This window comes from Dyella sp. S184 (assembly GCF_009766065.1).
Classification (GTDB): domain Bacteria; phylum Pseudomonadota; class Gammaproteobacteria; order Xanthomonadales; family Rhodanobacteraceae; genus Rhodanobacter.
Genome location: NZ_LMUE01000002.1, coordinates 981,512 through 1,005,198 on the forward strand (window position 1 = coordinate 981,512; position 23,687 = coordinate 1,005,198).

Annotated in this window: 25 protein-coding genes and 1 pseudogene; 6 read left to right on the forward strand and 20 right to left on the reverse strand. The window is 61.6% G+C overall.

The genetic code is table 11. The features are described from left to right. Nucleotides 1-41: 41 nt before the first annotated feature. The 9 genes and pseudogenes from GSQ75_RS19330 to modA form a co-directional block, all read right to left on the reverse strand. Nucleotides 42-446: pseudogene (locus GSQ75_RS19330) on the reverse strand (molybdenum cofactor biosynthesis protein MoaE); the annotation flags it as partial. Then, the gene (locus GSQ75_RS04190; protein WP_158753248.1) at nt 443-685 is read right to left on the reverse strand and encodes a MoaD/ThiS family protein; all 243 of its coding nucleotides are present in this window, start codon (nt 683-685) and stop codon (nt 443-445) included. The pseudogene GSQ75_RS19330 and the gene GSQ75_RS04190, both read right to left, overlap by 4 nt. After that, nucleotides 682-1,284, reverse strand: a complete 603-nt coding sequence (locus GSQ75_RS04195; RefSeq protein WP_158753249.1) for an NTP transferase domain-containing protein — start codon at nt 1,282-1,284, stop codon at nt 682-684. The genes GSQ75_RS04190 and GSQ75_RS04195 overlap by 4 nt, the downstream gene beginning before the upstream one ends. Then, nucleotides 1,281-1,769: a cyclic pyranopterin monophosphate synthase MoaC gene (gene moaC / locus GSQ75_RS04200; protein ID WP_158753250.1), complete on the reverse strand. Its 489-nt coding sequence runs from the start codon at nt 1,767-1,769 to the stop codon at nt 1,281-1,283. Before moaC ends, GSQ75_RS04195 begins: the two co-directional genes overlap by 4 nt. Next, complete coding sequence (gene moaA / locus GSQ75_RS04205) at nt 1,770-2,825, reverse strand: GTP 3',8-cyclase MoaA (RefSeq protein ID WP_158753251.1); 1,056 nt, start codon at nt 2,823-2,825, stop codon at nt 1,770-1,772. A 1-nt stretch (nt 2,826) separates the two neighbouring features. Continuing rightward, entirely contained in the window at nt 2,827-4,029 is a 1,203-nt protein-coding gene (locus GSQ75_RS04210) for a molybdopterin molybdotransferase MoeA (protein WP_158753252.1), read from the reverse strand. Between the two features lie 108 nt (nt 4,030-4,137). Further along, complete coding sequence (gene modC, locus GSQ75_RS04215) at nt 4,138-5,256, reverse strand: molybdenum ABC transporter ATP-binding protein (RefSeq protein WP_216840600.1); 1,119 nt, start codon at nt 5,254-5,256, stop codon at nt 4,138-4,140. Continuing rightward, on the reverse strand, nt 5,249-5,935 hold the full coding sequence (modB, locus tag GSQ75_RS04220) for a molybdate ABC transporter permease subunit (protein WP_254058428.1): 687 nt from the start codon (nt 5,933-5,935) through the stop codon (nt 5,249-5,251). The genes modC and modB overlap by 8 nt, the downstream gene beginning before the upstream one ends. A 6-nt stretch (nt 5,936-5,941) precedes the next feature. Continuing rightward, nucleotides 5,942-6,748: a molybdate ABC transporter substrate-binding protein gene (gene modA / locus GSQ75_RS04225; protein WP_254058429.1), complete on the reverse strand. Its 807-nt coding sequence runs from the start codon at nt 6,746-6,748 to the stop codon at nt 5,942-5,944. A 203-nt stretch (nt 6,749-6,951) separates the two neighbouring features. Between modA and GSQ75_RS04230 the strand changes: the two genes are divergently transcribed. The 6 genes from GSQ75_RS04230 to GSQ75_RS04255 are packed head-to-tail and all read left to right on the forward strand — an operon-like array spanning nt 6,952 to nt 14,666. Continuing rightward, entirely contained in the window at nt 6,952-8,601 is a 1,650-nt protein-coding gene (locus tag GSQ75_RS04230; RefSeq protein ID WP_158753253.1) for an OFA family MFS transporter, read from the forward strand. An 11-nt stretch (nt 8,602-8,612) separates the two neighbouring features. Continuing rightward, the gene (locus GSQ75_RS04235; protein WP_254058430.1) at nt 8,613-9,113 is read left to right on the forward strand and encodes a formate dehydrogenase subunit gamma; all 501 of its coding nucleotides are present in this window, start codon (nt 8,613-8,615) and stop codon (nt 9,111-9,113) included. Beyond that, a complete protein-coding gene (locus GSQ75_RS04240; protein WP_158753254.1) occupies nt 9,110-10,669 on the forward strand; it encodes a formate dehydrogenase beta subunit in 1,560 nt (519 codons plus the stop codon). The genes GSQ75_RS04235 and GSQ75_RS04240 overlap by 4 nt, the downstream gene beginning before the upstream one ends. A 28-nt stretch (nt 10,670-10,697) precedes the next feature. Further along, entirely contained in the window at nt 10,698-13,589 is a 2,892-nt protein-coding gene (gene fdhF, locus GSQ75_RS04245; RefSeq protein WP_158753255.1) for a formate dehydrogenase subunit alpha, read from the forward strand. Beyond that, the gene (fdhD, locus tag GSQ75_RS04250; RefSeq protein WP_254058431.1) at nt 13,576-14,439 is read left to right on the forward strand and encodes a formate dehydrogenase accessory sulfurtransferase FdhD; all 864 of its coding nucleotides are present in this window, start codon (nt 13,576-13,578) and stop codon (nt 14,437-14,439) included. The genes fdhF and fdhD overlap by 14 nt, the downstream gene beginning before the upstream one ends. Then, nucleotides 14,436-14,666, forward strand: a complete 231-nt coding sequence (locus GSQ75_RS04255) for a formate dehydrogenase subunit delta (protein WP_158753256.1) — start codon at nt 14,436-14,438, stop codon at nt 14,664-14,666. Before fdhD ends, GSQ75_RS04255 begins: the two co-directional genes overlap by 4 nt. Nucleotides 14,667-14,798: 132 nt before the next feature. Here GSQ75_RS04255 and GSQ75_RS04260 read toward each other — a convergent pair whose 3' ends face one another. From GSQ75_RS04260 to GSQ75_RS04310, 11 genes are all read right to left on the reverse strand, one after another. Continuing rightward, complete coding sequence (locus tag GSQ75_RS04260; protein ID WP_158753257.1) at nt 14,799-15,428, reverse strand: hydrolase; 630 nt, start codon at nt 15,426-15,428, stop codon at nt 14,799-14,801. 51 nt (nt 15,429-15,479) lie between these two features. Next, nucleotides 15,480-15,881: an OsmC family protein gene (locus GSQ75_RS04265; protein WP_158753258.1), complete on the reverse strand. Its 402-nt coding sequence runs from the start codon at nt 15,879-15,881 to the stop codon at nt 15,480-15,482. A 43-nt stretch (nt 15,882-15,924) separates the two neighbouring features. After that, complete coding sequence (locus tag GSQ75_RS04270) at nt 15,925-16,602, reverse strand: YoaK family protein (protein ID WP_158753259.1); 678 nt, start codon at nt 16,600-16,602, stop codon at nt 15,925-15,927. Nucleotides 16,603-16,661: 59 nt separating this feature from the next. After that, nucleotides 16,662-18,080 (reverse strand): alginate export family protein, encoded by a 1,419-nt coding sequence (locus tag GSQ75_RS04275; protein ID WP_216840601.1) that lies wholly within the window; start codon nt 18,078-18,080, stop codon nt 16,662-16,664. An 11-nt stretch (nt 18,081-18,091) separates the two neighbouring features. Further along, complete coding sequence (locus GSQ75_RS04280; protein WP_158753260.1) at nt 18,092-18,583, reverse strand: ester cyclase; 492 nt, start codon at nt 18,581-18,583, stop codon at nt 18,092-18,094. Nucleotides 18,584-18,713: 130 nt separating this feature from the next. Next, nucleotides 18,714-19,643 (reverse strand): glyoxalase, encoded by a 930-nt coding sequence (locus tag GSQ75_RS04285; RefSeq protein WP_158753261.1) that lies wholly within the window; start codon nt 19,641-19,643, stop codon nt 18,714-18,716. Between the two features lie 31 nt (nt 19,644-19,674). Next, the gene (locus GSQ75_RS04290; RefSeq protein ID WP_216840602.1) at nt 19,675-20,139 is read right to left on the reverse strand and encodes a DoxX family protein; all 465 of its coding nucleotides are present in this window, start codon (nt 20,137-20,139) and stop codon (nt 19,675-19,677) included. After that, nucleotides 20,118-22,007 carry an amidohydrolase gene (locus GSQ75_RS04295; protein WP_158753262.1) on the reverse strand — a complete coding sequence of 630 codons (1,890 nt, stop codon included), beginning with the start codon at nt 22,005-22,007 and terminating at the stop codon, nt 20,118-20,120. The genes GSQ75_RS04290 and GSQ75_RS04295 overlap by 22 nt, the downstream gene beginning before the upstream one ends. Then, complete coding sequence (locus GSQ75_RS04300) at nt 22,004-22,282, reverse strand: XapX domain-containing protein (RefSeq protein WP_158753263.1); 279 nt, start codon at nt 22,280-22,282, stop codon at nt 22,004-22,006. Before GSQ75_RS04300 ends, GSQ75_RS04295 begins: the two co-directional genes overlap by 4 nt. A 62-nt stretch (nt 22,283-22,344) precedes the next feature. Continuing rightward, nucleotides 22,345-22,998 (reverse strand): hydrolase, encoded by a 654-nt coding sequence (locus tag GSQ75_RS04305; RefSeq protein WP_158753905.1) that lies wholly within the window; start codon nt 22,996-22,998, stop codon nt 22,345-22,347. 200 nt (nt 22,999-23,198) lie between these two features. Further along, on the reverse strand, nt 23,199-23,684 hold the full coding sequence (locus GSQ75_RS04310) for a hypothetical protein (protein ID WP_158753264.1): 486 nt from the start codon (nt 23,682-23,684) through the stop codon (nt 23,199-23,201). Nucleotides 23,685-23,687 lie beyond the last annotated feature (3 nt).

Genomic DNA, 23,687 nt, shown 5'->3' on the forward strand with positions numbered 1-23,687 from the left:
TTATGTTCGTGCTCATGCTCGCGATACGTGTGCGCGCAGGCGACCCAGGCGGTATCGCCATCGATGTAGTGCTCCTTCTTCCAGATCGGGAGGCGGTGCTTGATTTCGTCGATGATGTAGCGACAGGCGCGGAAGGCTTCGTCGCGATGCGCGGACGACACACCTATCCACACTGCAAGGTCGCCAATCGCCAGATTCCCGGTACGATGCATGCAATGCGCGGCGTTCACGCCGTAACGTGCAATGGCTTCCTCGACGACGCGTTCGCCTTCAGCCAGTGCCAGCTCGGCATATGCCTCGTACTCAAGGCCATTGACCGCGCGCCCTTCGTTGCTGTTGCGCACCCAACCCTCGAACGCACAGAAGCCGCCGCTGCCCGGATGTTGCAGTGATGCGTGCAACCGGGCGAGATCGATGGCATCGCTGGCGAGACTGAAGTGCTTCATCCACCGGCCACCGGTGGAATGAATACGATGGTGTCGCCATCACGCAGCGTCCGGTTCCAGTCACTGAACTGGGCATTCACTGCCACCTTGAGCGCATCGGACGACAAGCTGAAACCGTGGCGGACACGCAGTTCTTCATACAAATCACGCAGCGAGGCTGCCGACGTGCTGACTTGCTCACCGCTGATGCGCGCCTGTTCGCGCAGCTGTGCGTAGTACTGCAAGGTGACGGTCGTCATGAAGGCATCTCGATCTGGCGTTGCATCTGTTCGAATTCTTCCGGGGTATTGATGTTGTCCAGGGCGTTACCCGGTGCCGGGAGAAGTTTCGTGCGCGACAGGATCAAAGTCTTGCGTGGGCAGTAGCTGCCACCATCGACGCGTTGTTTCAGCAGTCCATGGCTGGAGGGCTCCCACAGTGCGCAAAGCGGCTCGGGCAAGCCATCGAAGCGACTGGTGAAGGCAGTGGCGTCGCCGGTTGCATCACGCGCGTCGATCAGGGCCTGCAGCGTGGCCTCATCCAGCAAGGGTAAATCGCAGGCAATGACGAGCCACGCGACGTCCGGGTACGTCTCCTGCGCGGAGAGGATGCCAGCGGCAGGACCGATGGCGTCGTAACGATCGACGATCTGCGGCAAACCCGCGCGCAGCGGATCGCCGCGTTGCTCGTCGCGCACGGAGACAAAGGCGCGTTGAAGCACCGCTTCGAGCAGACGCCACGTACGAAGCAGTTGCGGCTCGCCAGCATAGGCGAGCTGCGCCTTGTCGCGCTGCATGCGCCGGCTAGCGCCCCCAGAGAGCAGCAGGCCGTAGATCGGTGGCGTAGCCCTTCTGTTCATGCGACGGCCCCACCGCCAACATGATCGATATCGTGCTTGCCACCGGTCTTCTTCAACAGGCGAATCTCACCGATGACGATATCGTGCGACATCGCCTTGCACATATCGTAAATAGTGAGCGCGGCAATGCTGGCGCCGGTGAGCGCCTCCATCTCCACGCCGGTGCTGCCGCGGCACGATACCGTGCAAACGATCAGCGCATCGCAGCCGTCCATGTCGATCGCGATATCGCACTTGTCCAGGCTCAGTGGATGGCACAGCGGAATCAGCTGCGAGGTCACCTTCGCGCCCATCACGCCGGCGATTTGCGCCACGCTGAAAACCGCACCCTTCGGGGTGACGTAGCCGGCCGCATGCAGCGCGTCGGCCACGTCCGCCGGGAACGTCACGCGCGCACGCGCCTGCGCCGTGCGATGGGTGACGGGCTTGGCGCCGACATCCACCATGCGTGGCTGCTGCGAATCGTCGACGTGCGAAAGCTTCATCTATCCTCCGATGTAATTCATTTCAATTTTACGGCGTGCGCTGTTACGTCGTTCCGCGCGCTCCTCGCTGTAACGGTCGGCACGACGCAGCCAAACGTCACGCAGGCGATCGAGTAGTTGTTCGTCACTGTCTCCTGCGCGCAGCGGGCCACGCAGGTCGGTGCCCTGGGTGGCGAACAGGCAGGTGTAGAGCATGCCTTCGGAGGATAGCCGGGCACGCGTGCAGCTACCGCAGAACGGTTCGCTGACCGAGGAGATCACGCCGATCTCACCAGCTCCATCACGGTAGCGGTAACGCGTGGCGACCTCGCCCGGGTAACGCGCCGGCAGCGCTTCCAGCGGCCAGCGGGCGTCGATGCGTTCGATCAGCTCCCGCGAGGGCACCACGTCGTCGGGTGCCCAGTCGTTGCGATTGCCGACGTCCATATATTCGATGAGCCGTACCACGATGTTGCTACCACGGAAGCGCTCGACCAGATCGGTCACGGCATGGTCGTTGACGCCACGCTGCACCACTGCGTTGAGCTTGACCCCGTGCGGATAGCCGGCCGCCTGCGCCGCGTCGATGCCGGCCAGCACGTCGTCGAGCGCGCCGCGCCCGCCACTCATGCGATGGAACAGCGCGGGATCGAGCGTATCCAGACTCACCGTCATGCGATCGAGACCGGCATCGCGAAGTTCAGCGGCATGGCGCGGCAGCAGCACGCCATTGGTGGTCATCGCCAGATCCTCGATGCCTTCGATCCGCCGCAGGCGCGCCACCAGCGTGGCCAATTTGGGACGCAGCAGCGGCTCGCCGCCCGTGAGGCGCAGCTTGCTCACACCCAGCTGCGCGGCCACCCTGCACAACCGCTCAATTTCGTCGAAACTCAGGCGCTCGTCGTTGCGCAGGAATTCGAAATGCTCGCCGTAGGTCGCCTCGGGCATGCAATACGGGCAACGAAAGTTGCAGCGGTCCATCACCGAGATGCGCAGGTCGTGCAGCGCCCGGCCGAGACGATCACGCGGCATTTCGGCGGCAATCGGTGAATTCGCGCTGGTGTTGGAAGAGGTCATGTCACCAACGATAGAACGCTGCAGCCGTGCCGGCTACAACGATGTTCTGGCCCGGCGGCAACTGCACGAAACCGTGGGTGCGCGGCAACGAGGAGAAATCGCCTGAAGTCCGCGACGGCACCGGATGCGCCAACGCCCTGCCGGATGAATCATGCTGCACGTGCGCAGGTACAAAACACGTCAAGTTTGCGTTGGTGTCGACCGCCCCATCCAGGCAGACGTGTTCCGGCGGCTCGGTGACGGTACCCATGGACGCCAGCAACGCCGGCATCACATAGCGAATCGCACAGACCAGGGCTGATACCGGATTGCCAGGCAACGCGAATACCGCCTGCCCTTGCGGCCCGATGCCGAACCACATCGGCTTGCCCGGCCGTTGCGCGATGCGATGAAACACGCGACGTACGCCGAGTGCGTGGAGCGCGGCCGGCACATGATCACGCTGCCCCATCGAGACGCCGCCGGACAGGATCAGCACCTCATGCGTCGCCAGTAGCGCGTCGAGTGTGGCAATCGTCGCGCCAAGATCGTCGGCGACCTGGCTCAGTGCCACGCGATGGAAACCACGGGTACGCAGCGCGGCGGCCAGCGCGCGATCGTTGGAACGTCGGATCTGCCCTTCGCCGAGTACTGCCCCCACGTCTACCAGCTCATCGCCGGTCGCAATAATGGCGACTGATGGCACGATGGCGACCTCGACGTCGGTAACGCCGTTCGCCGCAAGCACCGCCATTTCCGGGGCACCGATGCATGTGCCGGCATCCAGCAACAACGCATCGATCACGCAGTCGGAGCCGCGGGCGTGGATAAACTGGCGATGCGCCGGCTGATAATCCTCAGCCAGTACATAGCGATCGCCATCGCGTCGCGTCTGCTCGACCGGAACGATGCAGTCGCAGCCATCCGGCAGCATCGCGCCGGTGGTCACTTCGATGCAGGAATCCTCGTCAAGAAGCGTCTGCGCCGCCATGCCGGCCAGCTGCACACCACTCAACTTGAAACTGCGCGGCAACGAACCGCTCCGGCGCAGCGCGATACCGTCCATCATCACGCGATCGAACGGCGGTTGATCGCGCTCGGCGTGGATCGGCCCGCGCAGGATGCGGCCAGCCGCGTCGTCCAGCCCCACCCGCTCGCTTCCAAACGACGGCATATGCCGGGCGATCAGGGCTTCGGCTTCGGCAACGCTGATCAACTCATTCATCGACGCGATGACCTGCAAGGCTGCGGCAGGGCGCCAGGGCGCCGTGAAAGGAAATCATGGTGGTATGAGCGACCTTTGACAACCGCTGCGGCGGGTACCGACGTCGTATCACGCACCCAGCGCCACCGCCTTGACCTGTGCCCACACCTCTCTGCCCGGCATCAGCGCAAGCGCATGCCAGGAGCGTCGGGTGATGCGCGCCAACAACACACAGCCGCCCGCATCGAGCTGCACCAGGCATTGCGATGGATGGTCCGCATCCGCCAACGCAACCACGCGTGCACGAACCTGATTCAGCGCGCTACTGCCGGTCTGGCGTTCAAGCGTCAGCACCACGTCGCGCGCGCCGACGCGGCAACGCAGTCGCTGGCCCACAATGTCACCACGGCGCGGCACAAATAGCGTACCGCCGGCGAACGCCAGCTCGGTGAGATGGTCGTGCGCGTCATGGCCGACGACAGTGCCTTCGATTACCGCGCCGACGGCTTCGCCCAGCGCCGCAGATAGGTCTAGGCGCGTAAGTGTTGCCTGCAGGGCTCCCTGCGCCACGACATGGCCCGCGTCAAGCAAGACCAGGTGATCAGCCAACCGGGCGACTTCGTCGATCGCATGGCTGACGTAGATCATCGGCACTGCCAAGGTCGAATGCAGGGTTTCCAGCCGACCGAGCAGGTCGTTGCGCGCAGTGGTATCGAGTGCTGACAGCGGCTCATCAAACAGCAGCAAGGACGGATCGGACAGCAGCGCGCGCACGATGGCAACGCGCTGGCGTTCGCCACCGGAGAGCGCATCCACGCGTCGCCCAAGCATGGCGCGCAAGCCGAACTGCTCGATCAGCGCGTCACGATCGATATGTTTCGGCCGACCGGCGCGGCGATAGCCATAGTCCAGGTTGCCTGCCACCGAGCGATGCACGAACAGGCTGGCCTCCTGCGTGACATAGCCGAGCCGGCGCCGGTGCGGTGGCACGAACACGTGCCGCGCGCTGTCCTGCCACACCTCGTCGCCAAGGCTTACCGTGCCCGCGCTGCCGCGATCGAGCCCGGCAATCGCACGCAGGCAGCTGGTCTTGCCGGCACCGGAAGGGCCGAACAACGCGGTGATCCCGCGTGGTGGCAGTGCGATATCCAACTCGATCGCGAGCTCGCCACGGCGCCACGCCAGCGTGGCCTTCAGGCCACGAGGATCCTCCCGTTCCGAAAGGTTTGGCGCCCACGGCTCAGTCACGTTCGACCCTGCGCGGACGCAACAACGACATCGCCAGCAACGCGGCGAACGAGAACACCAGCAGACATAATGACAATGTGTGCGCTTGCGAGTATTCGCCCGCCTCGACGTGATCAAAAATACGCATCGACAACACCCGTGTCTGGCCCGGAATATTGCCGCCAATCATCAGCACGACACCGAACTCGCCCATGGTGTGTGCAAAGCCAAGCACTGCCGCCGTGATGAAACCGGGCAGCGCCATCGGGCACGCGACGGAGAAGAAACGATCGAATGGACTCGCCCGCAGGCAGGCGGCGACCTCCAGTGGCCGCGCCCCGATCGCCTCAAACGCGTTGTGCAACGGCTGCACCACGAACGGCAGCGAGTACAGCACCGAGCCGACCACCAATCCACCGAAGGTAAACGGTAGTGCGGACAAGCCCATCGCCGCGATCAGCCGCCCAACGGCTCCCTGTGGACCGAGCAGCAGCAGCAGATAGAAACCCAGCACGGTCGGTGGCAGCACCAGCGGCAAGGCAATCATCGCGGCGACGGGGCGTTGCCAGCGCGAACGAGTCTGTGCGAGCCACCACGCCAGTGGTGTGCCAAGAAGGAGCAACACGGCGGTGACCGTCGCAGCCAGCCGCAAGGTCAGCCCAAACGCCTGCAGATCCTGCGTCGACAGTAGCGGCATCATCGTCACTCAGTGATCCGCGGCACCTGGCAGGGTGAAGCCGTAGCGCGCGAGAATGACGCGAGCCGCCGCACTCTGCATGTAGCCTGCGAAATCCCGCGCCAGCGCATTGTCGGCACCGCGTTTGGTCAGCACGAAACTCTGCTGCAGCGGCTCGTACACCGTGGGCGGCACTGGCGCATAGCTGCCCTTGGCCATGGCCGGGTCCAGCGCCAGCGATTGCGCAATGATGCCGACCTGGGCGTTGCCGCTTTGCGCGAACTGCGCCGTCTGCGCGATGTTCTCGCCGTAGACCAGCCTCGACTGCAACTGATCCCAGATACCGGCGCTACGCAGCGCCTGCTCGGCCCGTTTTCCATAAGGAGCGTGTTGCGGATTGGCGATTGCGATGCGGCCGAAGCGCGACTGCAGCAAGTCGGCTACCTGCACACCGTGCATGTCGATACTTGCGCTCCACAACACGATGCGACCCACCGCGTAGGGCACCGGTTGTCCGCCGGCATCGCCATGCGCAACCAGTTGTTTCGGGTAATCACTGTCGGCCGAAAAGAACAGCTCGAACGGCGCGCCCTGCTCGATCTGCGTCAGCAGCTGGCCGGACGATCCGTACACGGCGTCGATGCTATCGGTGGGATGATCATGCCGATAGGCGGCGATGACGTGGTCCATCGCGTAATGCAGATCGGCGGCAGCGGCCAGTGTAATGTGCCGGCTTTCGGCAGCTCGCTGCCCGACAGGCTGATCTGCAGCAGCGTGCGCATACAGTGCCGCGACCGTCATGCCCAGAGCAAACAACCAACGGAAACGAATGCGCATATCGGGATTCCTAGCGCACCATGCTGCGCCGCATTAAAGGAAAGCAGAGGGTTCGCCGCATCATGGCATTCTCGCCGCCGAGGCGCACGTCATCCAACTGTCATTAGACTTTGATCGACTGGCACGCAATTGAAACATGGTCATCATTACCAAGATCGAAACCTGACATCCGGCGCAGCGCCGGCCACTATAAGGGGGTATGTATGGCTCGGGAATTGGGAACAGATGCGGTGGATGGATCAGCCGGATTCTTCTCCAGGGAACGCACCATCGCCGGACCACGTTTCAACCGCTGGCTGGTACCGCCCGCGGCGCTGGCGATCCACCTTTGCATCGGCATGGCTTACGGCTTTTCGGTGTTCTGGCTGCCGATGAGCAAGTTGCTGGGCAACACCGACCCCACTGTTTGCGCGAACCTGGGTTTCTTCGCTGCGCTCACCACGACCAGTTGCAACTGGACGGTACCGCAGGTCACTCACATCTTCGAAACTTTCATTGCGATGCTCGGCATCTCAGCCGCATTGTGGGGTGGCTGGCTGGAACATGCCGGCCCACGCAAGGCCGGCTTCATCGCCGCCCTGTGCTGGGGTGGTGGCCTGGTGATCGGCGGTATCGGTGTGTCGATGCACCAGCTGTGGCTGGTGTTTCTGGGCTGTGGCGTACTTGGCGGCGTCGGCCAGGGCCTGGGTTACATCTCGCCCGTATCTTCGCTGATCAAATGGTTCCCGGATCGGCGCGGCATGGCGACCGGCTTTGCCATCATGGGCTATGGCGGCGGCGCGATGATCGGCGCACCGCTCGCAGTGGCGCTGATGAAGCACTTTTCCGATGTCAGCGCACAAGGCGTGGCGTCGACGCTGATGGCGATGGGCGCCATCTACTTCATCGTGATGGCCTGCGGCGCACTGGGTTTCCGCGTAGCCCCCAACGGCTGGAAACCGGCCGGCTGGACAGCGCCGATCGCCGATGATGGCAAGTCGATGATCACCCACCGCCATGTGCATCTGAACCGCGCGTGGAAAACCCCGCAGTTCTGGCTGCTCTGGGGCGTGCTGTTTCTGAATGTGACAGCCGGCATCTCGGTGATCTCGATGGCCAGCCCGATGCTCCAGGACGTGTTCGGCGGCAAGCTGGTCGGACTGGCGAACACCGCCGCCGAACTCAGCGCTGCACAGAAGGCTGCCGTGGTCGCGGCAGCAGCGGGTCTGGTCGGCTTGATCAGCCTGTTCAACAGCCTCGGGCGCATCTTCTGGGCGTCGCTATCGGACAAGATTGGCCGCAAGAACACCTATTACACGTTCTTCGCGCTCGGCATTGTCTCGTACTGCCTGTTGCCGACCTGGGGACATCTGGCGCTGGCCGGGCTGTTCGTGGCTACCGTCTGCGTCATCCTGAGCATGTATGGCGGCGGCTTTGCGACCATCCCTGCTTACCTGGCGGATCTTTTCGGTACACAAATGGTCGGCGCCATCCATGGCCGTTTGTTGACGGCATGGTCGGCGGCCGGCGTGATCGGCCCGTTTCTGATCGCCGCCATCCGCCAGACGCAGATCGATGCAGGCGTCGCCAAAACCCTGGTGTACGACCGCACGCTCTACATCATGGCGTTCCTGCTGCTGCTGGGCCTGATCTGCAACTTGCTCGTGAAGCCGGTGAAAGCATCGGTGTTCATGAGTGACGAGGAGCTTGCCCGCGAACGCTCGCTGCAGCACGAGGATCGCGTGACCATCACCGCCGAAACGGCGGCCCGCGGAAGCTTTGGCGCGGTGGGTGTGCTCGCCTGGCTGGCGGTTGGCGTCCCGTTCCTGATTGGTCTATATATTGCGTTGGCGAAAGCCGCTGCCTTGTTCTGAAGGTGACACGAGTGAAACGCGCTCCGAATATCACCTTGCTGCCGGACATCCCCGAGGATGTCCGCGCAGCGGTGCTGGACGTCACGACTCGGCTCAAGGACCTGCCGGGCGCACTGCTGCCGGTATTGCACGGCATTCAGCAAGCGCTCGGTTACGTGCCGGAAATCTCGGTGCCGCTGATTGCGCGCGAGTTGAATCTTTCACGTGCCGATGTCCATGGTGTCATCAGCTTCTATCACTTCTTTCGCAGCAAGGCGCCGGGACGGCGGGTGATCTATGTCTGCCGCGCGGAATCGTGCCAGGCGATGGGCGCCGTCACACTGGAAAAACACATCAAGCAGCGCCTCGGCGTAGACTTTCACCAGACCACCACCGATGGCGCGTACTCGCTCGAACCGGTCTATTGCCTGGGCAACTGCGCGTGTTCGCCGGCGATCATGGTCGACGATGAATTGAAAGGCCGGCTGACGCCCGAACGTTTCGATGCATGGCTGGCCGCGGAGAAAGGATGAGCATCACGGTTTATGTGCCGCGCGATGCAAGCGCACTATCACTGGGTGCCGAAGCTGTCGCCGAAGCGATCAGCGCCGAGGCTAAACAGTGTGGCGCCGATGTGCATATCGTGCGCAACGGGTCGCGCGGCCTGTACTGGCTGGAGCCGATGGTGGAAGTGGAGACCCCAGCGGGTCGCTACGCCTACGGACCGGTCCAGCTCGAGGACGTTTCTGCCCTGTTCGAGGCAGATTTCCTGCACGCAGGCAAGCATGCGCTGGGTCTCGGGCCAACGGAGGACATCGCCTATCTGAAGAGTCAGCAGCGGCTGACCTTCGCCCGTACCGGCATCGTCGATCCGCGCAGTCTGGACGACTATCGTGCGCACGACGGCTACCGAGGATTGGAAGCCGCGCTGCGCATGAGCAGTGCCGACATCGTCAACGTCGTGACTGATGCCGGCCTGCGTGGTCGCGGTGGCGCCGCGTTTCCTGCAGGCATCAAGTGGAAGACCTGTCTCGACGCCAACGCCGATCAGAAGTACATCGTCTGCAATGCCGACGAGGGCGATTCGGGAACCTATGCCGATCGCATGATCATGGAAGGCGACCCGTTCGTCCTCATCGAAGGCATGACCATCGCCGGCCTGGCCGTCGGCGCGACGCACGGCTACATCTATCTGCGTGTGGAATATCCGCATGCGCAGCGCTCACTGGAGGCGGCGATCGCAGCAGCGGAAACCGAAGGCTATCTCGGCGACGATGTCCGCGGCAGCGGCAAGGCATTTCATCTGGAAGTGCGCATGGCGGCCGGCGCCTATATCTGCGGCGAAGAGACGTCGCTGCTGGAAAGTCTCGAAGGCAAGCGCGGGCAGGTTCGCTTCAAGCCACCACTTCCCGCGATCCAGGGCCTGTTCGGCAAACCCACGGTGATCAACAACGTGGTGACGCTCGCCAGCGTGCCGATCGTGCTGGACAAGGGCGCCGCGTTTTACCGGGACTTCGGCATGGGCAAGTCGCGCGGCACGCTGCCGATCCAGCTGGCCGGCAACCTCAAGCGGCCAGGCCTGGTCGAGCGCGCTTTCGGCGTCACGTTGCGCGAGCTGATCGAGGGTTACGCCGACGGCACCGCGAGTGGTCGACCTGTGCGCGCGATACAGGTGGGAGGGCCGCTCGGCGCATACATCCCGATATCGCAACTGGATACACCGATCGACTATGAGGCGTTCATCGCGATCGGCGGCATGCTCGGCCATGGCGGCATCGTGGTGTTCGACGACAGCGTCGACATGGCGGCACAGGCGCGCTATGCGATGGAATTCTGCGCGATCGAATCCTGCGGCAAATGCACGCCGTGCCGTATCGGTTCGGTGCGTGGAGTCGAGGTGATCGATCGCATGGTTGCTGGCGATGCGGCCGAGCGCGAACGCAACGAGGTTCTGCTGCGCGACCTGTGCCAGACCATGCTGTGCGGTTCGCTATGCGCGCTCGGCGGCATGGCACCGTTCCCGGTGCTCAGCGCACTGGATCATTTTCACGAAGATTTTTCAGGCGCTGCCGAGAAAGCCGCGACCTGAAGACAGCTTCCGAGGAGAGACATGCATCATGTTGTCCATCGTCGATATCGATTACGGCACACCCAGGGCTACGTCCGAAAAGACGGTCGAGCTGCAGATCGACGGCAGAACATTGAACGTGCCCGAAGGCACGTCGGTGATGCGCGCCGCCGCTCAAGCCGGCATCAGCATCCCCAAGCTGTGCGCAACCGACATGCTCGAAGCGTTTGGTTCATGCCGGCTGTGCCTGGTCGAGATCGAGGGACGCAAGGGTTATCCGGCTTCATGCACCACACCGGTCACTGCCGGCATGAAGGTGAGTACGCAGACGCCGAAGCTGGCCGAGATCCGCCGCGGTGTGATGGAGCTGTACATCTCCGATCATCCGCTGGACTGCCTCACCTGCCCCGCGAACGGCCACTGCGAGCTGCAGGACATGGCCGGTGTGGTCGGCCTGCGCGAAGTGCGCTACGGCTACGACGGCGCCAACCATGTCCATGCGCAAACGAAACAGGGCGAAGCGAATCCGTTGTTCGTCGCCAAGGACGAATCCAATCCCTACTTCACGTTCGATCCCTCCAAGTGCATCGCCTGCTCGCGCTGTGTGCGTGCCTGCGATGAAGTACAGGGCACGTTCGCGCTGACCATCCAGGGCCGCGGCTTCGATTCCAAGGTGGCCGCCAGCCAGGACAACCGTTTCCTCGATTCCGAATGCGTCTCCTGCGGCGCCTGCGTGCAGGCCTGCCCCACGGCCACGCTGTCGGAGAAATCACTGATCGACAAGGGTCAGGCCGAGCACAGCGTGATTACTACCTGCGCATACTGTGGCGTTGGCTGCAGCTTCCGTGCCGAGATGAAGGGTGAAGAAATCGTGCGCATGGTGCCCAACAAGGACGGCCACGCGAACCACGGACATTCCTGCGTGAAGGGCCGCTTCGCGATCGGCTACGCCTCGCATCCGGACCGCATCAACACGCCGATGATCCGCACGAAGATCTCCGATCCATGGCAGATCGTCAGCTGGGAAGTTGCGTTCGCCCATGTAGCGAGCGAGTTCAAGCGCCTGCAGGCCACTTATGGCAAGCATGCGATCGGCGGCATCACCTCCTCGCGCTGTACCAATGAGGAAACCTACCTGGTACAAAAGCTGGTGCGTGCCGGCTTCGGCAACAACAACGTCGATACCTGCGCTCGCGTCTGCCACTCGCCGACCGGCTACGGCCTCAAAGCCACGATGGGCGAATCTGCCGGCACGCAGGATTTCGATTCGATCGAACAGACCGACGTGGTGCTGGTGATCGGCGCCAACACCACCGACGCTCACCCGGTGTTCGGCTCACAGATGAAACGGCGCCTGCGCGCGGGCGCCAGACTGATCGTGATCGATCCACGCCGTATCGACTTGGTGCGCACGCCGCACATCAAGGCGGACTATCACCTCAAACTCAAACCCGGCACCAATGTCGCGATGTTGAACACGCTTGCCCATGTCATCGTTACCGAAGGCCTGGTCGACGAAGCGTTTGTGGCGCAGCGCTGCGAACCGGAAGCGTTCGCCAAGTGGCGCACATTTGTTGCCCAGGAAAAATACAGTCCCGAAGCGATGGCAGCGCAGACCGGCGTACCGGCCGAAGCGGTCCGTGGCGCGGTGCGACTGTACGCCACTGGTGGCAATGGCGCGATCTACTACGGCCTGGGTGTCACCGAACATGCGCAGGGGTCCACCGCGGTGATGGCTATCGCCAACCTCGCCATGGCGACCGGTAACATCGGTCGCGAAGGCGTCGGCGTCAATCCGCTACGCGGCCAGAACAACGTGCAGGGCTCCTGCGACATGGGCTCCTTTCCACATGAGTTCCCCGGCTATCGCCACGTCAGCGATGTGGCCACGCGCGAGTTGTTCGAGAAAGCCTGGGGCGTGCCGCTGCTGGACGAACCTGGCCTGCGCATTCCCAACATGTTCGAGGCCGCGCTGGATGGCAGCTTCAAGGGCCTGTATATCGAAGGCGAAGACATCGCCCAGTCAGATCCCGATACCCAGCACGTCACCGCAGCACTCAGCGCGATGGAATGCATTGTGGTGCAGGACCTATTCCTCAACGAGACGGCCAAGTACGCACACGTCTTCCTGCCCGGCAGTTCGTTCCTTGAGAAGGACGGTACCTTCACCAATGCCGAGCGCCGCATCTCGCGCGTGGGCAAGGTGATGGTGCCGAAAGCCGGCTATGCCGACTGGGAGGTGACCCAGGAGCTGGCACGGGCGATGGGCTACCCGATGAACTACGGCCACGCCTCCGAGATCATGGACGAAATCGCGCGCTTGACACCGACCTTCCATGGCGTCAGCTTCGACAAGATCGATCGTCTCGGCTCGATCCAGTGGCCATGCAACGATGATCACCCCGAAGGCACGCCGGTGATGCACGTGGGCGAGTTTGTGCGCGGCAAGGGCCGCTTCATGCTGACCGAGTACGTGCCGACCAGCGAGAAGGTCAACGCCGAGCACCCGCTGATCCTCACCACCGGACGTATCCTCAGCCAGTACAACGTCGGCGCGCAGACCCGGCGCACCGCCAACGTGATGTGGCATGACGAGGACCGGCTGGAAATCCATCCGCACGACGCGGAAGAGCGCGGCATCAACGAGAGCGACTGGGTAGGCATTACCAGTCGTGCCGGTGACACCGTATTGCGCGCGATGATCTCTGAACGGATGCAGCCCGGCGTGGTCTACACCACCTTCCATTTCCCTGGCTCCGGCGCAAACGTGATCACCACTGAGAACTCGGACTGGGCAACCAACTGCCCGGAATACAAGGTCACCGCTGTGCAGGTCACCCGCGTTTCGCAGCCATCCGAATGGCAGAAGCGCTTCCGCACGTTCTCCAGCGAACAGCAGGCACTGCTCGATCAATCGGTGGATACGCTTGGGCAACCCTGACGACGGTACGACGATTGAGTATCCAGCTACTGTCGGCTTCGTTACCCGCCGCGTCGATCGCTGGCGCCACGGCCAAGCTACGCATGAGGACGATTGCGTGGCTGAGGAGATGCCGATCGCGATGGTCTACAACGGCGTGAGTTTTGCCGTAATGATGGCGACACCGCATGATCTGCACGATTTCGCACTTGGCTTTTCGCTCAGCGAAGGTTTGATCCAGGCGCCGGAACAGTTGCTGGATGTGCAGGTGCATACGCTGCTGGAAGGAATCAAAGTCGCGATGCAGGTTGCACCCGAAGCGCACGCCGCACACCTGGACCGCGCTCACGAACGTCTGCTATCCGGGCGAAGCGGCTGCGGCATCTGTGGCACCCGTGACCTGGAACAGGCGATCCGGCAAAACCCACCGGTAGGCGCCGGCGGCACACTCACCCGCGATGCGCTCGAACGCGCGCTGGCCCAATTGCAGACGCGCCAGCCAATGAACGCCGCTACTGGCGCGGTGCACGCCGCTGCCTGGGCCGACAGCAACGGTGACATCCTGCTGGTTCGCGAAGACGTCGGTCGCCACAACGCACTGGACAAACTGATCGGCGCCATGCGCCGTGCGGACATCGATCCCAACGCGGGCATGGCCCTGATCACCAGCCGCGCCAGCTACGAAATGGTGACCAAGTCGGCGAGTGCCGGCATCACCGTACTCGCAGCGATATCCGCACCAACCGCCCTGGCGATCGAACTGGCGCGTAGTGCTGGCATCACCTTGATCGGCTTCACCCGCCCCGGTAGTCACAACATCTACACCCATCCAGATCGACTCATACCCGCACACCCTCGGGAGCCGCGATGAACATCGAGCGACTAATCACCATGGCCAACGACATTACGAATTACTTCTCCGCCGAGCCAGACCACGCCGTGGCCGTCGAGGGCATCCGCAATCACCTGACCAGGTTCTGGGATCCAGTGATGCGCCGCCAGCTCAAGGCGCACATAGCGGCGGGCGGTGATGGCCTGCTGCCCCTTGCCCGCGAAGCCGTCGAACGCCTGGACGTACCTTCGAATGCCGCAAACTGAGGGCGCGCGGATGACCCCTTCAGAAGCCTGAGATTTCCGGAATCAAAACCCCGCCAAGATCGACTTAACGCGTTGATAGCACCCACGTCGCGATGTGACGCGAGGCGGGCTATATATGCACTACCACGAACTCTAGCTTGGCCGGATCATGTCTCTGGCATAGGAAAGACCGATGCCATAGCCTCCGCCATGCGATTCGACGATCGCACGCGCCCCATCGTAGGTCTCGTGCCGGGTCCAATCTCTCTGGAGTTCCAAGAGCACCTGAATCCAGGAGGTCAGTTTGACGCCGGCCGTCTCCATGCGACGCAGCGCCAGTTCGTGGCTCGTCGCTGTCAAGCCACCGCAGGTATCGGCAACCACCCATACGTCGTAATCATCGGCCAAGGCCGACAATGCACAGAACGAGACACAGGCCTCGCTGAGCAGGCCGGAGATGAGCAGGCGCTTGCGTCCCGTGCCGACGACCGCATCCTTGGCGGCATTGTCTTCCCAGACATTCATGTTACGGCGTTCGATGGCCTTCACATCGGGAAGGGCCTCCTGGATGGCCGGCATCAGTGGGCCGCTATACACCTTGCTGGCCGAGGTGGACGCGACGATGGGAAGGCCAAACACCACGGCTGTTCGGGCCAGTGCAATGGTATTGCCGAGCAGTGTCTGACGGTCGATCGAGCCAACGCCGAAGGCAAGCCCCGCTTGTTGGTCAATCAACAGCAGTGCGCAGTCCTTGGGCGTCAGTAGAGTCGCAGTGTTTGCCATGTCGAACTCCTCCAAACTTGGTAGGGAAATACATCCAGGAATCGGGCCGCATCAGGCACCACGTTCACTGGATATGTCGGCGCCGTCGCGCATCGTCTTGGTTACCGGCGTGTTGGCGACGATTTCCAGCAGCCGCTGCCACTGCTCGTCACTGAGTGGCTGATCGGAATGCAGCACGCGATGTATGCGTACCTTGCCGTCTTCATCACGCTCCATGCTCAAATCGGCGCGGAATTCGCCCAGGTTCCATCCCTTTTTCTCGGCGTACATGCGCAGGGTGATCGCCGTACAAGAGGCCAGTGACGCAAGGTAATAATCGTAAGGCGCAGGTCCCGCTCCCTGCCCTCCCAATGCTGCCGGTTCGTCCGTAGTCAGATCGAAATGACCGGCATGAATCCGGTGAGCGTAGTTTGTCCCGGCGGACACCACGCTCGCCCTGAACTGAGCTTTCATAACCACCTCTTTCGGCAATGAATCATTATTGGAAACATTTGACTTACGTGGTGGCGTAGGCTTCCTCATGGCTGTAAGTCAGCAAGGCAATGACAGGTAGTACGACAAAGCATTTGACGCTGAACAGGTCAAAAAGCATGGCTCCACCTCCGCAGCCCAGGGCGAAGGCACATACATTCGTCACCATGCGCGTAATGCGCGCATCGATGGCATCTTTCTGAGTACCCGACACGCCATGCCATTTGTCGGCGAGATCGAGCATCACCTGCGTCGTTGTGCCGGTCATCAAGGTCGTCGGCGGCGCGTGGGAGAGATGTACGCGCTGGACCGCGTTTTGAATCGCCATGGCGGAGACGAAGGTCAAGCCGGTCACGATGGCTGGAACGCTGTCGCCATTGGCGAACGGGCCGAAATAGAACGCCAATGCCGTGCCTGCGATCAGAAGCAGCAGCTTCAACATGAACATCGTGCGTAGCACGTGACGCTTGCGGCGAATCAGCGCGTAGCGCAAGAGCCTTACCAAAACCACGACTGCACAAAAGGTTGGCAGGGCCAGCAACTTCGCTATGGCGCCTGTGGTACCGGTCACCAGCGATGCACCGAGAGTGACGAAATTGCCCGTTACATGCGCGGTAAAGAGCCCATGCAAAGCCAGGAAACCGGCGGTATCGACATAGCCGGCGTTGAAGCTCAGCAGTGTGGGGAGCGTGGGTCTTTTCATAAGGACACCTGAGCCTCAATGGCAATCCAGCCCGTTGCATTTACAGACATTCGCATGCGTTACCAGCCCCAGCGCACTTCGGCGCCAAAATAGTCCGAGTCATGACCACCTGCGCGCCGCAAGGCCGGTGCCACGAAGTAGCGATCGAACTCCATGCCAAAAGCAAGACTGCGGGTCGCATTCCAGTTCAACTCCAGCTGCCCGTAAGTGCTGCTGCGACGCCCCGGCTCTCCCGCCGTGCCTGGAACGGGTATGTCCGGCTGCGCATAGATCGCATCGTGCGTGGTCTGCCGCCACAGTTCGCCGACAGCTGCCACCAGCTTTACGTCCTGCATCGGTGTCAGCGTCAACGATGGCTTGAAATGGATGAAGTTGGTATAGCCGGTGTAGCCGGATAAGGTGACGTAGTAGCCGTTCGGAAACAGCGGGTTGAACGTCCCCACCGTGTTGCCGGACAGATTGTGATCGCCTGAGGCCGCATCCAGCTGGAGGTCAATGCGCGGGCTCCAGCTCGCCCCGGTGAAGGTAAAGCCAGTCAATGATCCGAAAGCCCAGGCATCGACATTCTTCGCGCCAATGCTGCCGCCCTGCTTCATGCCTTCGACATCCCAATCGAAATTATCCGCACGGCCGTTGTAATGCACGTCGATGCTTTGACGTACCTCGTTGCCGGAGGCCGCCAGGAAGTGCACGTCGTCCTGCCGGAATTCCGAGAGGCTGATACTGAGCTCACTGGTAGCCGTCATGCGCCGCTGGGCACGTACACCACTGAAGGTCAGATGCCGATTGCTGTAATCGTCGAAGTCCGATTCGTTCCGGTATTGCACCGGCTGGCTTGCGAAACCGGTGATACGCCATCCACCACGCTCGTAGTCGGCCCAGATCGCATCGTAGGCCTGGCGCACGTTGGGGCCATCGCGCACCGAGACGAAGCGCTGCAGATCGAACGCGATCTCCTGCCGCCCGACCCTCAACTTGAACAAGCCACCATCGACGTTGGCCTGGGTGTCCAGGAAGAAAAGCCGCAAGTCGAGTTTGTTCGCGTCCACGGGCGAAGGTTTCGCCAGACCTGGAGCAAGCGCATTCTCCAGCTGCACGAAGATACGTGTGTTGTCCGTGAGATGGGCGTCCAAGTGAAACTCCAGGCGGTGCAACAGATAGCTTTGGCGGCGACCGCCTTCCACACCGAATAACGCCGGATCCACGCTGACAAAACGCTCACGAAGGGTCAAGCCAAACGACAGATAGCTCTTGGGATTGGTTTTCGACAGCGATATGTACTTGAACGCGTCGCCGGGCTCGGTTCGGAGCCCGGGATCTGCGAGTACCGACCAATCCTCCTGCCATCGGTAGAAATCGATCGTGGGGCGCTGCAAATTGGTGGGATCTGATGTCGCAGTCTGATCTTCGGCTAGCGCGGTGTGACTTAAGCTCGCGAAGCAAGCCCACGCCAACAGCAGCATACGAGCGGTCGGCATGGGCAAGCCACCTACTTCGGTGTGATGCCGAGCTGATGATCCACCGTCAGCTGGTCCCAATAGATGGATACATGCGTGATCGTGTGGTTCGGCGCGTACTGGATCAGCATTACACCGGGATGATCAAAGACTCGACCATTGCCCGGCGTGGATTTCCCCGTTGCCGGATCGACAAAGGGCCCCGACCAGGTACCTGTTACACGCTCGACCGAGACGGCGGTCAGGCCCTCGACGACAGCTTGCTTCACCTCGACATGAAAGTTGGGGTACGCACGGAAGATCATGCCAAAGAAAGCACGTGTGCCGGCGAGATCGAGCGGCTTGGGATTCTCCGGCTGATCGATCTGGACGTTAGGTGCGAACAGTGTCATGACCTGGTTGATGTCGTGGCTGTTCCATGCCTGTGCCCAGCGATCGACATCGGCATGCGTGACCGGAGCGTCTGCGGCGGTCGCGGACATGGCCCCAAGAATCAAAAGTAATGCTGCTGCAAGTCGTTTCATGGCATGGTTTCCAAGCGCCTAGATGTTCATGATGGGTGGCGGGTTCTGACGCCTTCGCCTTGAGCAAGCAGCAGATAGGCTGGGCGCGCATCGAATGATCTCGTCGAGGCGCGCCGCCACAAAGAATCAATTAATGCGCTTTCGTTGCGTGCACTTCCACGATGTATCCGCCCGGAAACTGCACGATGGCCGAACTGCGGTCACTGGCGTCGTAGCGCGGCACCAGCACCTTCGCTCCATTGGATGTGGCCTTGGCCAGCGTCGCATCGAGATCCTTGACCTCATAGCCGCTGATCTCATGACCGAACGGATACGGCAGATGCCCGTCCGTCACATTGACCTGCATCTTGCCGAAGCCGGATTCGATACGGATGCGGCGATAGGTCTCGCCAGGTTTGCCGATCTCGCCCGCATCGGCCTTACGGTCGTCGGCAACCACCTTGCCCTGCGAGAATCGCAGCCAGTCGCGTACGAACGTGTCGGCGGCATCGCGCGATACATAGATCCGGTTGTCCGGAACCGTCTCCAGCACGCCGTAGGATGGCGCCTTGAAGTGCCAATAAAGCTGCATCTTGACGCCACCGGGCCACTGGATCACTGCATCGAAACCGATCGGGTCCTTGAACTTGTCGACGATTACTTCGGCACCGGCCACACGTGCTAGCTTGAGCGCCTGATCCATATCGGTCACCAGGTAACCAGTACGCTCCTGGCCGAACGGGTATGGAATCGGCGTCAGGAAGGCGAACGTCGACAGTGTGCCCACCGGTGTCCAGACATACTGCCCTTCGGTACTGCTGGGCACCGGCAACACATTGAAGGTGCCGCGTGGAGAGGGCTTGCCACCAAACGTGCCGGTGAAACTGTTGACGAAGGTATCGAAATCGCCCGGGGCGATATAGACATGGGTGGTGTCATATTGCGGGCCGACGGCGACGCCCGGGGCGTTGCTCGCAGCCTCCTTCGCCAGACTTACCGAAAGAGGCGCCGTCGACAAAAGTGCGATGACGGCAACGGTGATCGTCGCGCGAACCACGTTGGTGAATGAGTTGATGTGCATAAAGCGCCTCTTCCGATGGGTTAGATAGAACCTAGGCGTCACGCCTCTTGGTGGCATAGCTGTACAGCGCCGCGAACGCCATGCCGGCGATCAGGGCGATGTGCTCCATGAAAACGTTCATCTCGGCAAAGCGCGCCGCGCCATCCAGTTTCCAGAAAGCATGCGCCAGATAGGTTGCCAAGGCCGTAAATACCGCCAAAGCACCCGCTCCCAGCCATGCGTAGCGATTGCAAATGATCGTCAGTGACCCACCCAGTTGAACAATCAGGATGAGTGCATAGAGCAACCACGATGCAGGTAAGCCGGTCGCATGCATCTCGGCCAAGGCTGCCTGCGGGTGCAGAAGCTTGTCGATGCCGCTCCACCAGTACGGCAGGGTCAGGCCGATGCGCGCAAGCCACATGGTTGCCGGAGTACCGAGAATGGCGGCGATGATAGCCGGTGTATCGCCGCTGTATCGCGACGTATTCATGCTCATACCGCCCAGCACGCGCACCCGAGCGCACCCCAGAACGACTTCAGGTCGGACTCCGCTATAGGGAGCTTGGCTGACCACGCGCTGATGTGGTCGTGACCGTGGACCGAGCAGGCACAGGCACAGCTGCAGGCATTCGCGTGGTTTTGCCGTGCCGCCATGGACTTGGCATCCTCCCAGGCCGCGTAGCCACCGTACACGCGAACAGGCGACCAGTCCGGCATCGCCGGCGGTAATGGATTCTCGTCCAGATACGCGAAGTTGCCAGCGGCGTAGACAACCTTGCCGCCGACGATCGTCAGATCCGAGGTCATGTCCGCGATCGCGTTGTCGGCGCAGGCGAAGTAATCGCCGCTGGGCACGATGAGGTCCGCGAGCTGTCCGACCTTGATCTGCCCTTTCTTGCCCTCTTCGTTGCAGAACCAAGTCACGTACTGGCTCCACATCCGTAACGCGGTTTCGCGATCCAGACAGTTGCGCTGTGGATAGAGGCGAAGGCCGCCCACGGTCATGCCGGTGGTCAGCCAGGCGAGCGAGACCCAGGGGTTGTACGACGCGACGCGTGTGGCATCAGTACCAGCCGACACCTTGATGCCCTTTTCCAACATCTTGGCGACAGGTGGTGTGGCGGCGGCTACCGCCGCGCCATAGCGTTCAACGAAGTACTCGCCCTGATAGGCCATGCGGTGCTGCACGGCGATGCCGCCGCCGAGCGCCGCAATGCGATCGATCGATTTCTCCGAAATCGTTTCGGCGTGGTCGAAGAACCAGTTGAGCCCCTGCAACGGGATATCGCGATTGATGCGCTCGAACACATCCAGAGCACGGCTGATCGTTTCGTCGTACGTCGCATGCATGCGCCATGGCCAGCGATTCTCGGCCAGCAGGCGCACGACGCCTTCGAGCTCCCCTTCCATGGCCTCGGGCATATCGGGACGCGGCTGCCGGAAGTCTTCGAAGTCCGCCGCCGAGAACACCAGCATTTCACCGGCGCCGTTGTGCCGGAAGTAGTCGTCACCCTGCTTGTACTTGGAGGTCTTCGTCCAGTTGAGAAAGTCCTCCTTTTCCGCTTTCGGCTTCTGTGTGAACAGGTTGTAGGCCAGCCGGATCGTCAGCTGGCCATCATCGGACAGCTTTTGGATCACGGCGTAATCTTCGGGATAGTTCTGGAAGCCGCCGCCGGCATCGATGGCACCGGTGACACCGAGCCGATTGAGCTCGCGCATGAAATGACGCGTGGAATTGAGCTGGTAATCGAAGGGTAGTTTCGGCCCTTTCGCCAACGTCGCATACAGGATGGCGGCATTGGGTTTGGCCAGCAGCAGCCCCGTCGGATTGCCTGCCTTGTCTCGCTCGATCTGACCACCAAGCGGCTCGGGTGTGTCCTTGGTATATCCCACGGCGCGCAGTGCAGCAGCGTTCAGCAGCGCGCGGTCGTAGAGGTGCAGCAGAAACACCGGTGTATCCGGTGCCACGGCGTTGAGTTCAGCGATCGTTGGAAGGCGCTTCTCCGCAAACTGATGCTCGGTAAAGCCGCCAACGACACGAACCCACTGCGGCGGCGGTGTGATCGCTACCTGCCGCCGCAGCATGTCCATCGCATCAGCAAGCGAGCGCACGCCGTCCCAGCGCAACTCCATGTTGAAATTCAGGCCGCCACGAATGATGTGCAAGTGGTTGTCGATCAAGCCTGGTAGCGCACAACGACCAGCAAGATCGACTTTTCGTGTCGCGCTGCCCGCCATGGCCAGCACACCGGAGTCGTCGCCGACAGCCACGAATCGCCCGTTGGCGATGGCGACGGCGCTTGCTTGGGGCTTGTCCGGATCGAGCGTAGCAAACCGCCCGTTGTACAAAAGCAATTCCGGTTCGGTTCTCGCATCGCTCATGACGTTGGCTCCTTATCTTTGATTGCCGCAGGCGGCTGCGTGCCCTGCGGCAACTGCCCGAAGCAATGCGGCTTGACCTGCTGGGTTACCCATGCCGTTGCACTCACCTGACGACCAAGCACCTGCTTAATCAGTGTCGGTATCTGTTCGCCGGCCAGTATTCCCAGCAAACCCACCAGGGCAATAACAGGTGGTGCCGGAGAGCGAACACGGACCAGGCTATAGACCAGACCTACCAAAAGTCCTGCAGCGAGTGACAACAGATACGGCCTCATGAAACACCTCCGACGCGTGGAATCCAATCGTTTGTGCTGCGGCGATGGTCGGGTGCGAATGATCAACCACCCTGCGCGTGGAACATCGTCTTGGCGTAGATCAGGCCAAGGCCGTAGGAACCGCCATACAGCTTCGCGATACCGGTGGTGCTCTCGTAGGTCTCAGAGCGTGCCCAGTCGCGCTGCAGCTCCAGCAGGTATTGCACGGCCGTCATGGGGCGCGCGCCAGCTTGCACCATGCGGTCCATTGCGCGGTCATGGGCTTCGGCAGAGACGTCGCCGCATGCATCGGCGATCACATAGACCTCGAATCCCTGCTCGATGGCAGACAACGTGGGGCCGACGATGCAGACCGACGTCCACAGGCCGGCAAGCACGAGACGCTCCTTGCCGATGGCATTCACCTGCTTGATGACCGCGGCATCCTCCCAGGTATTCATCGAGGTGCGATCGAGCAATCCCTGGCCCGGAAAAGGATCCGTGACCTCGGCAAACATCGGCCCGGAAAAACTCTTTTCCGCGACCGTGGTGAGGATCGTCGGCACTTTAAAACTTGCCGCGGCACGTGCAACCAGCCCGGCGTTGTTGCGCAAAGTGATCGCGTCGATGGAGTGTGTGGCAAAGGACATCTGCGACTGGAAGTCGATCATGATCAGCGCATGATCCTTCGGTGTCAGTAGAAGCTTTCCAGGTGTTGGTTTGGCCGTGATGGACATTACGTATCTCCTTGAAGAAGGAAAGGTCATCACATCGTCTCTGTCTTCACGAAACGAAGCGCGTTGCGATGCGAACGTATCGAGGTGACTATGGCGCCCGATGCCGTTCCTCTCTTGGATGAAGTTGACGACGAAGGATGGAAAGTCACTTGAGGACACTCGAACGAACGGCGATAAACCATTCGATAGAAGCTGGACGCTTACAGCACCGAAACCTTGAGCTTTTTCGTGGCCAGAATTCCCAGCAGCACGAATGCCGCCAAGGCAACGAACTGCGCTACGGCAAAGGGTGGCTCCTTCAACGTCGGCGCAGCGGCATGCAGCAATGGGATCTTCCCGAACGCCTGAGCGATGGCCACGAAGACAAGCAGGTATTCACTGGTAACCAGGCCGCTGGCAAAGATGAAGGAGCCAAGGCGTGATCGTTGAGTTCCTCGCGCGACCATCAGCACGACGGCCAGAATGATCACGGCGACAACGCCCACACCAATGGCTGGTGTCATGCCATGAAAGGGAAAGAAGAATCCCGTGACACTCGTTGCTGCTGCAGTCGTCCAGAACAACCCGAACCACCTGGATGACCGCGAGCCACGGAGGAGATCGGCGACCAGCGGCATGCCGGACAGCAGCGCGACAATGCTGAGTAACGTATGGATGGCCGTGAATATGCCTAGTCCGGTGATCATGAG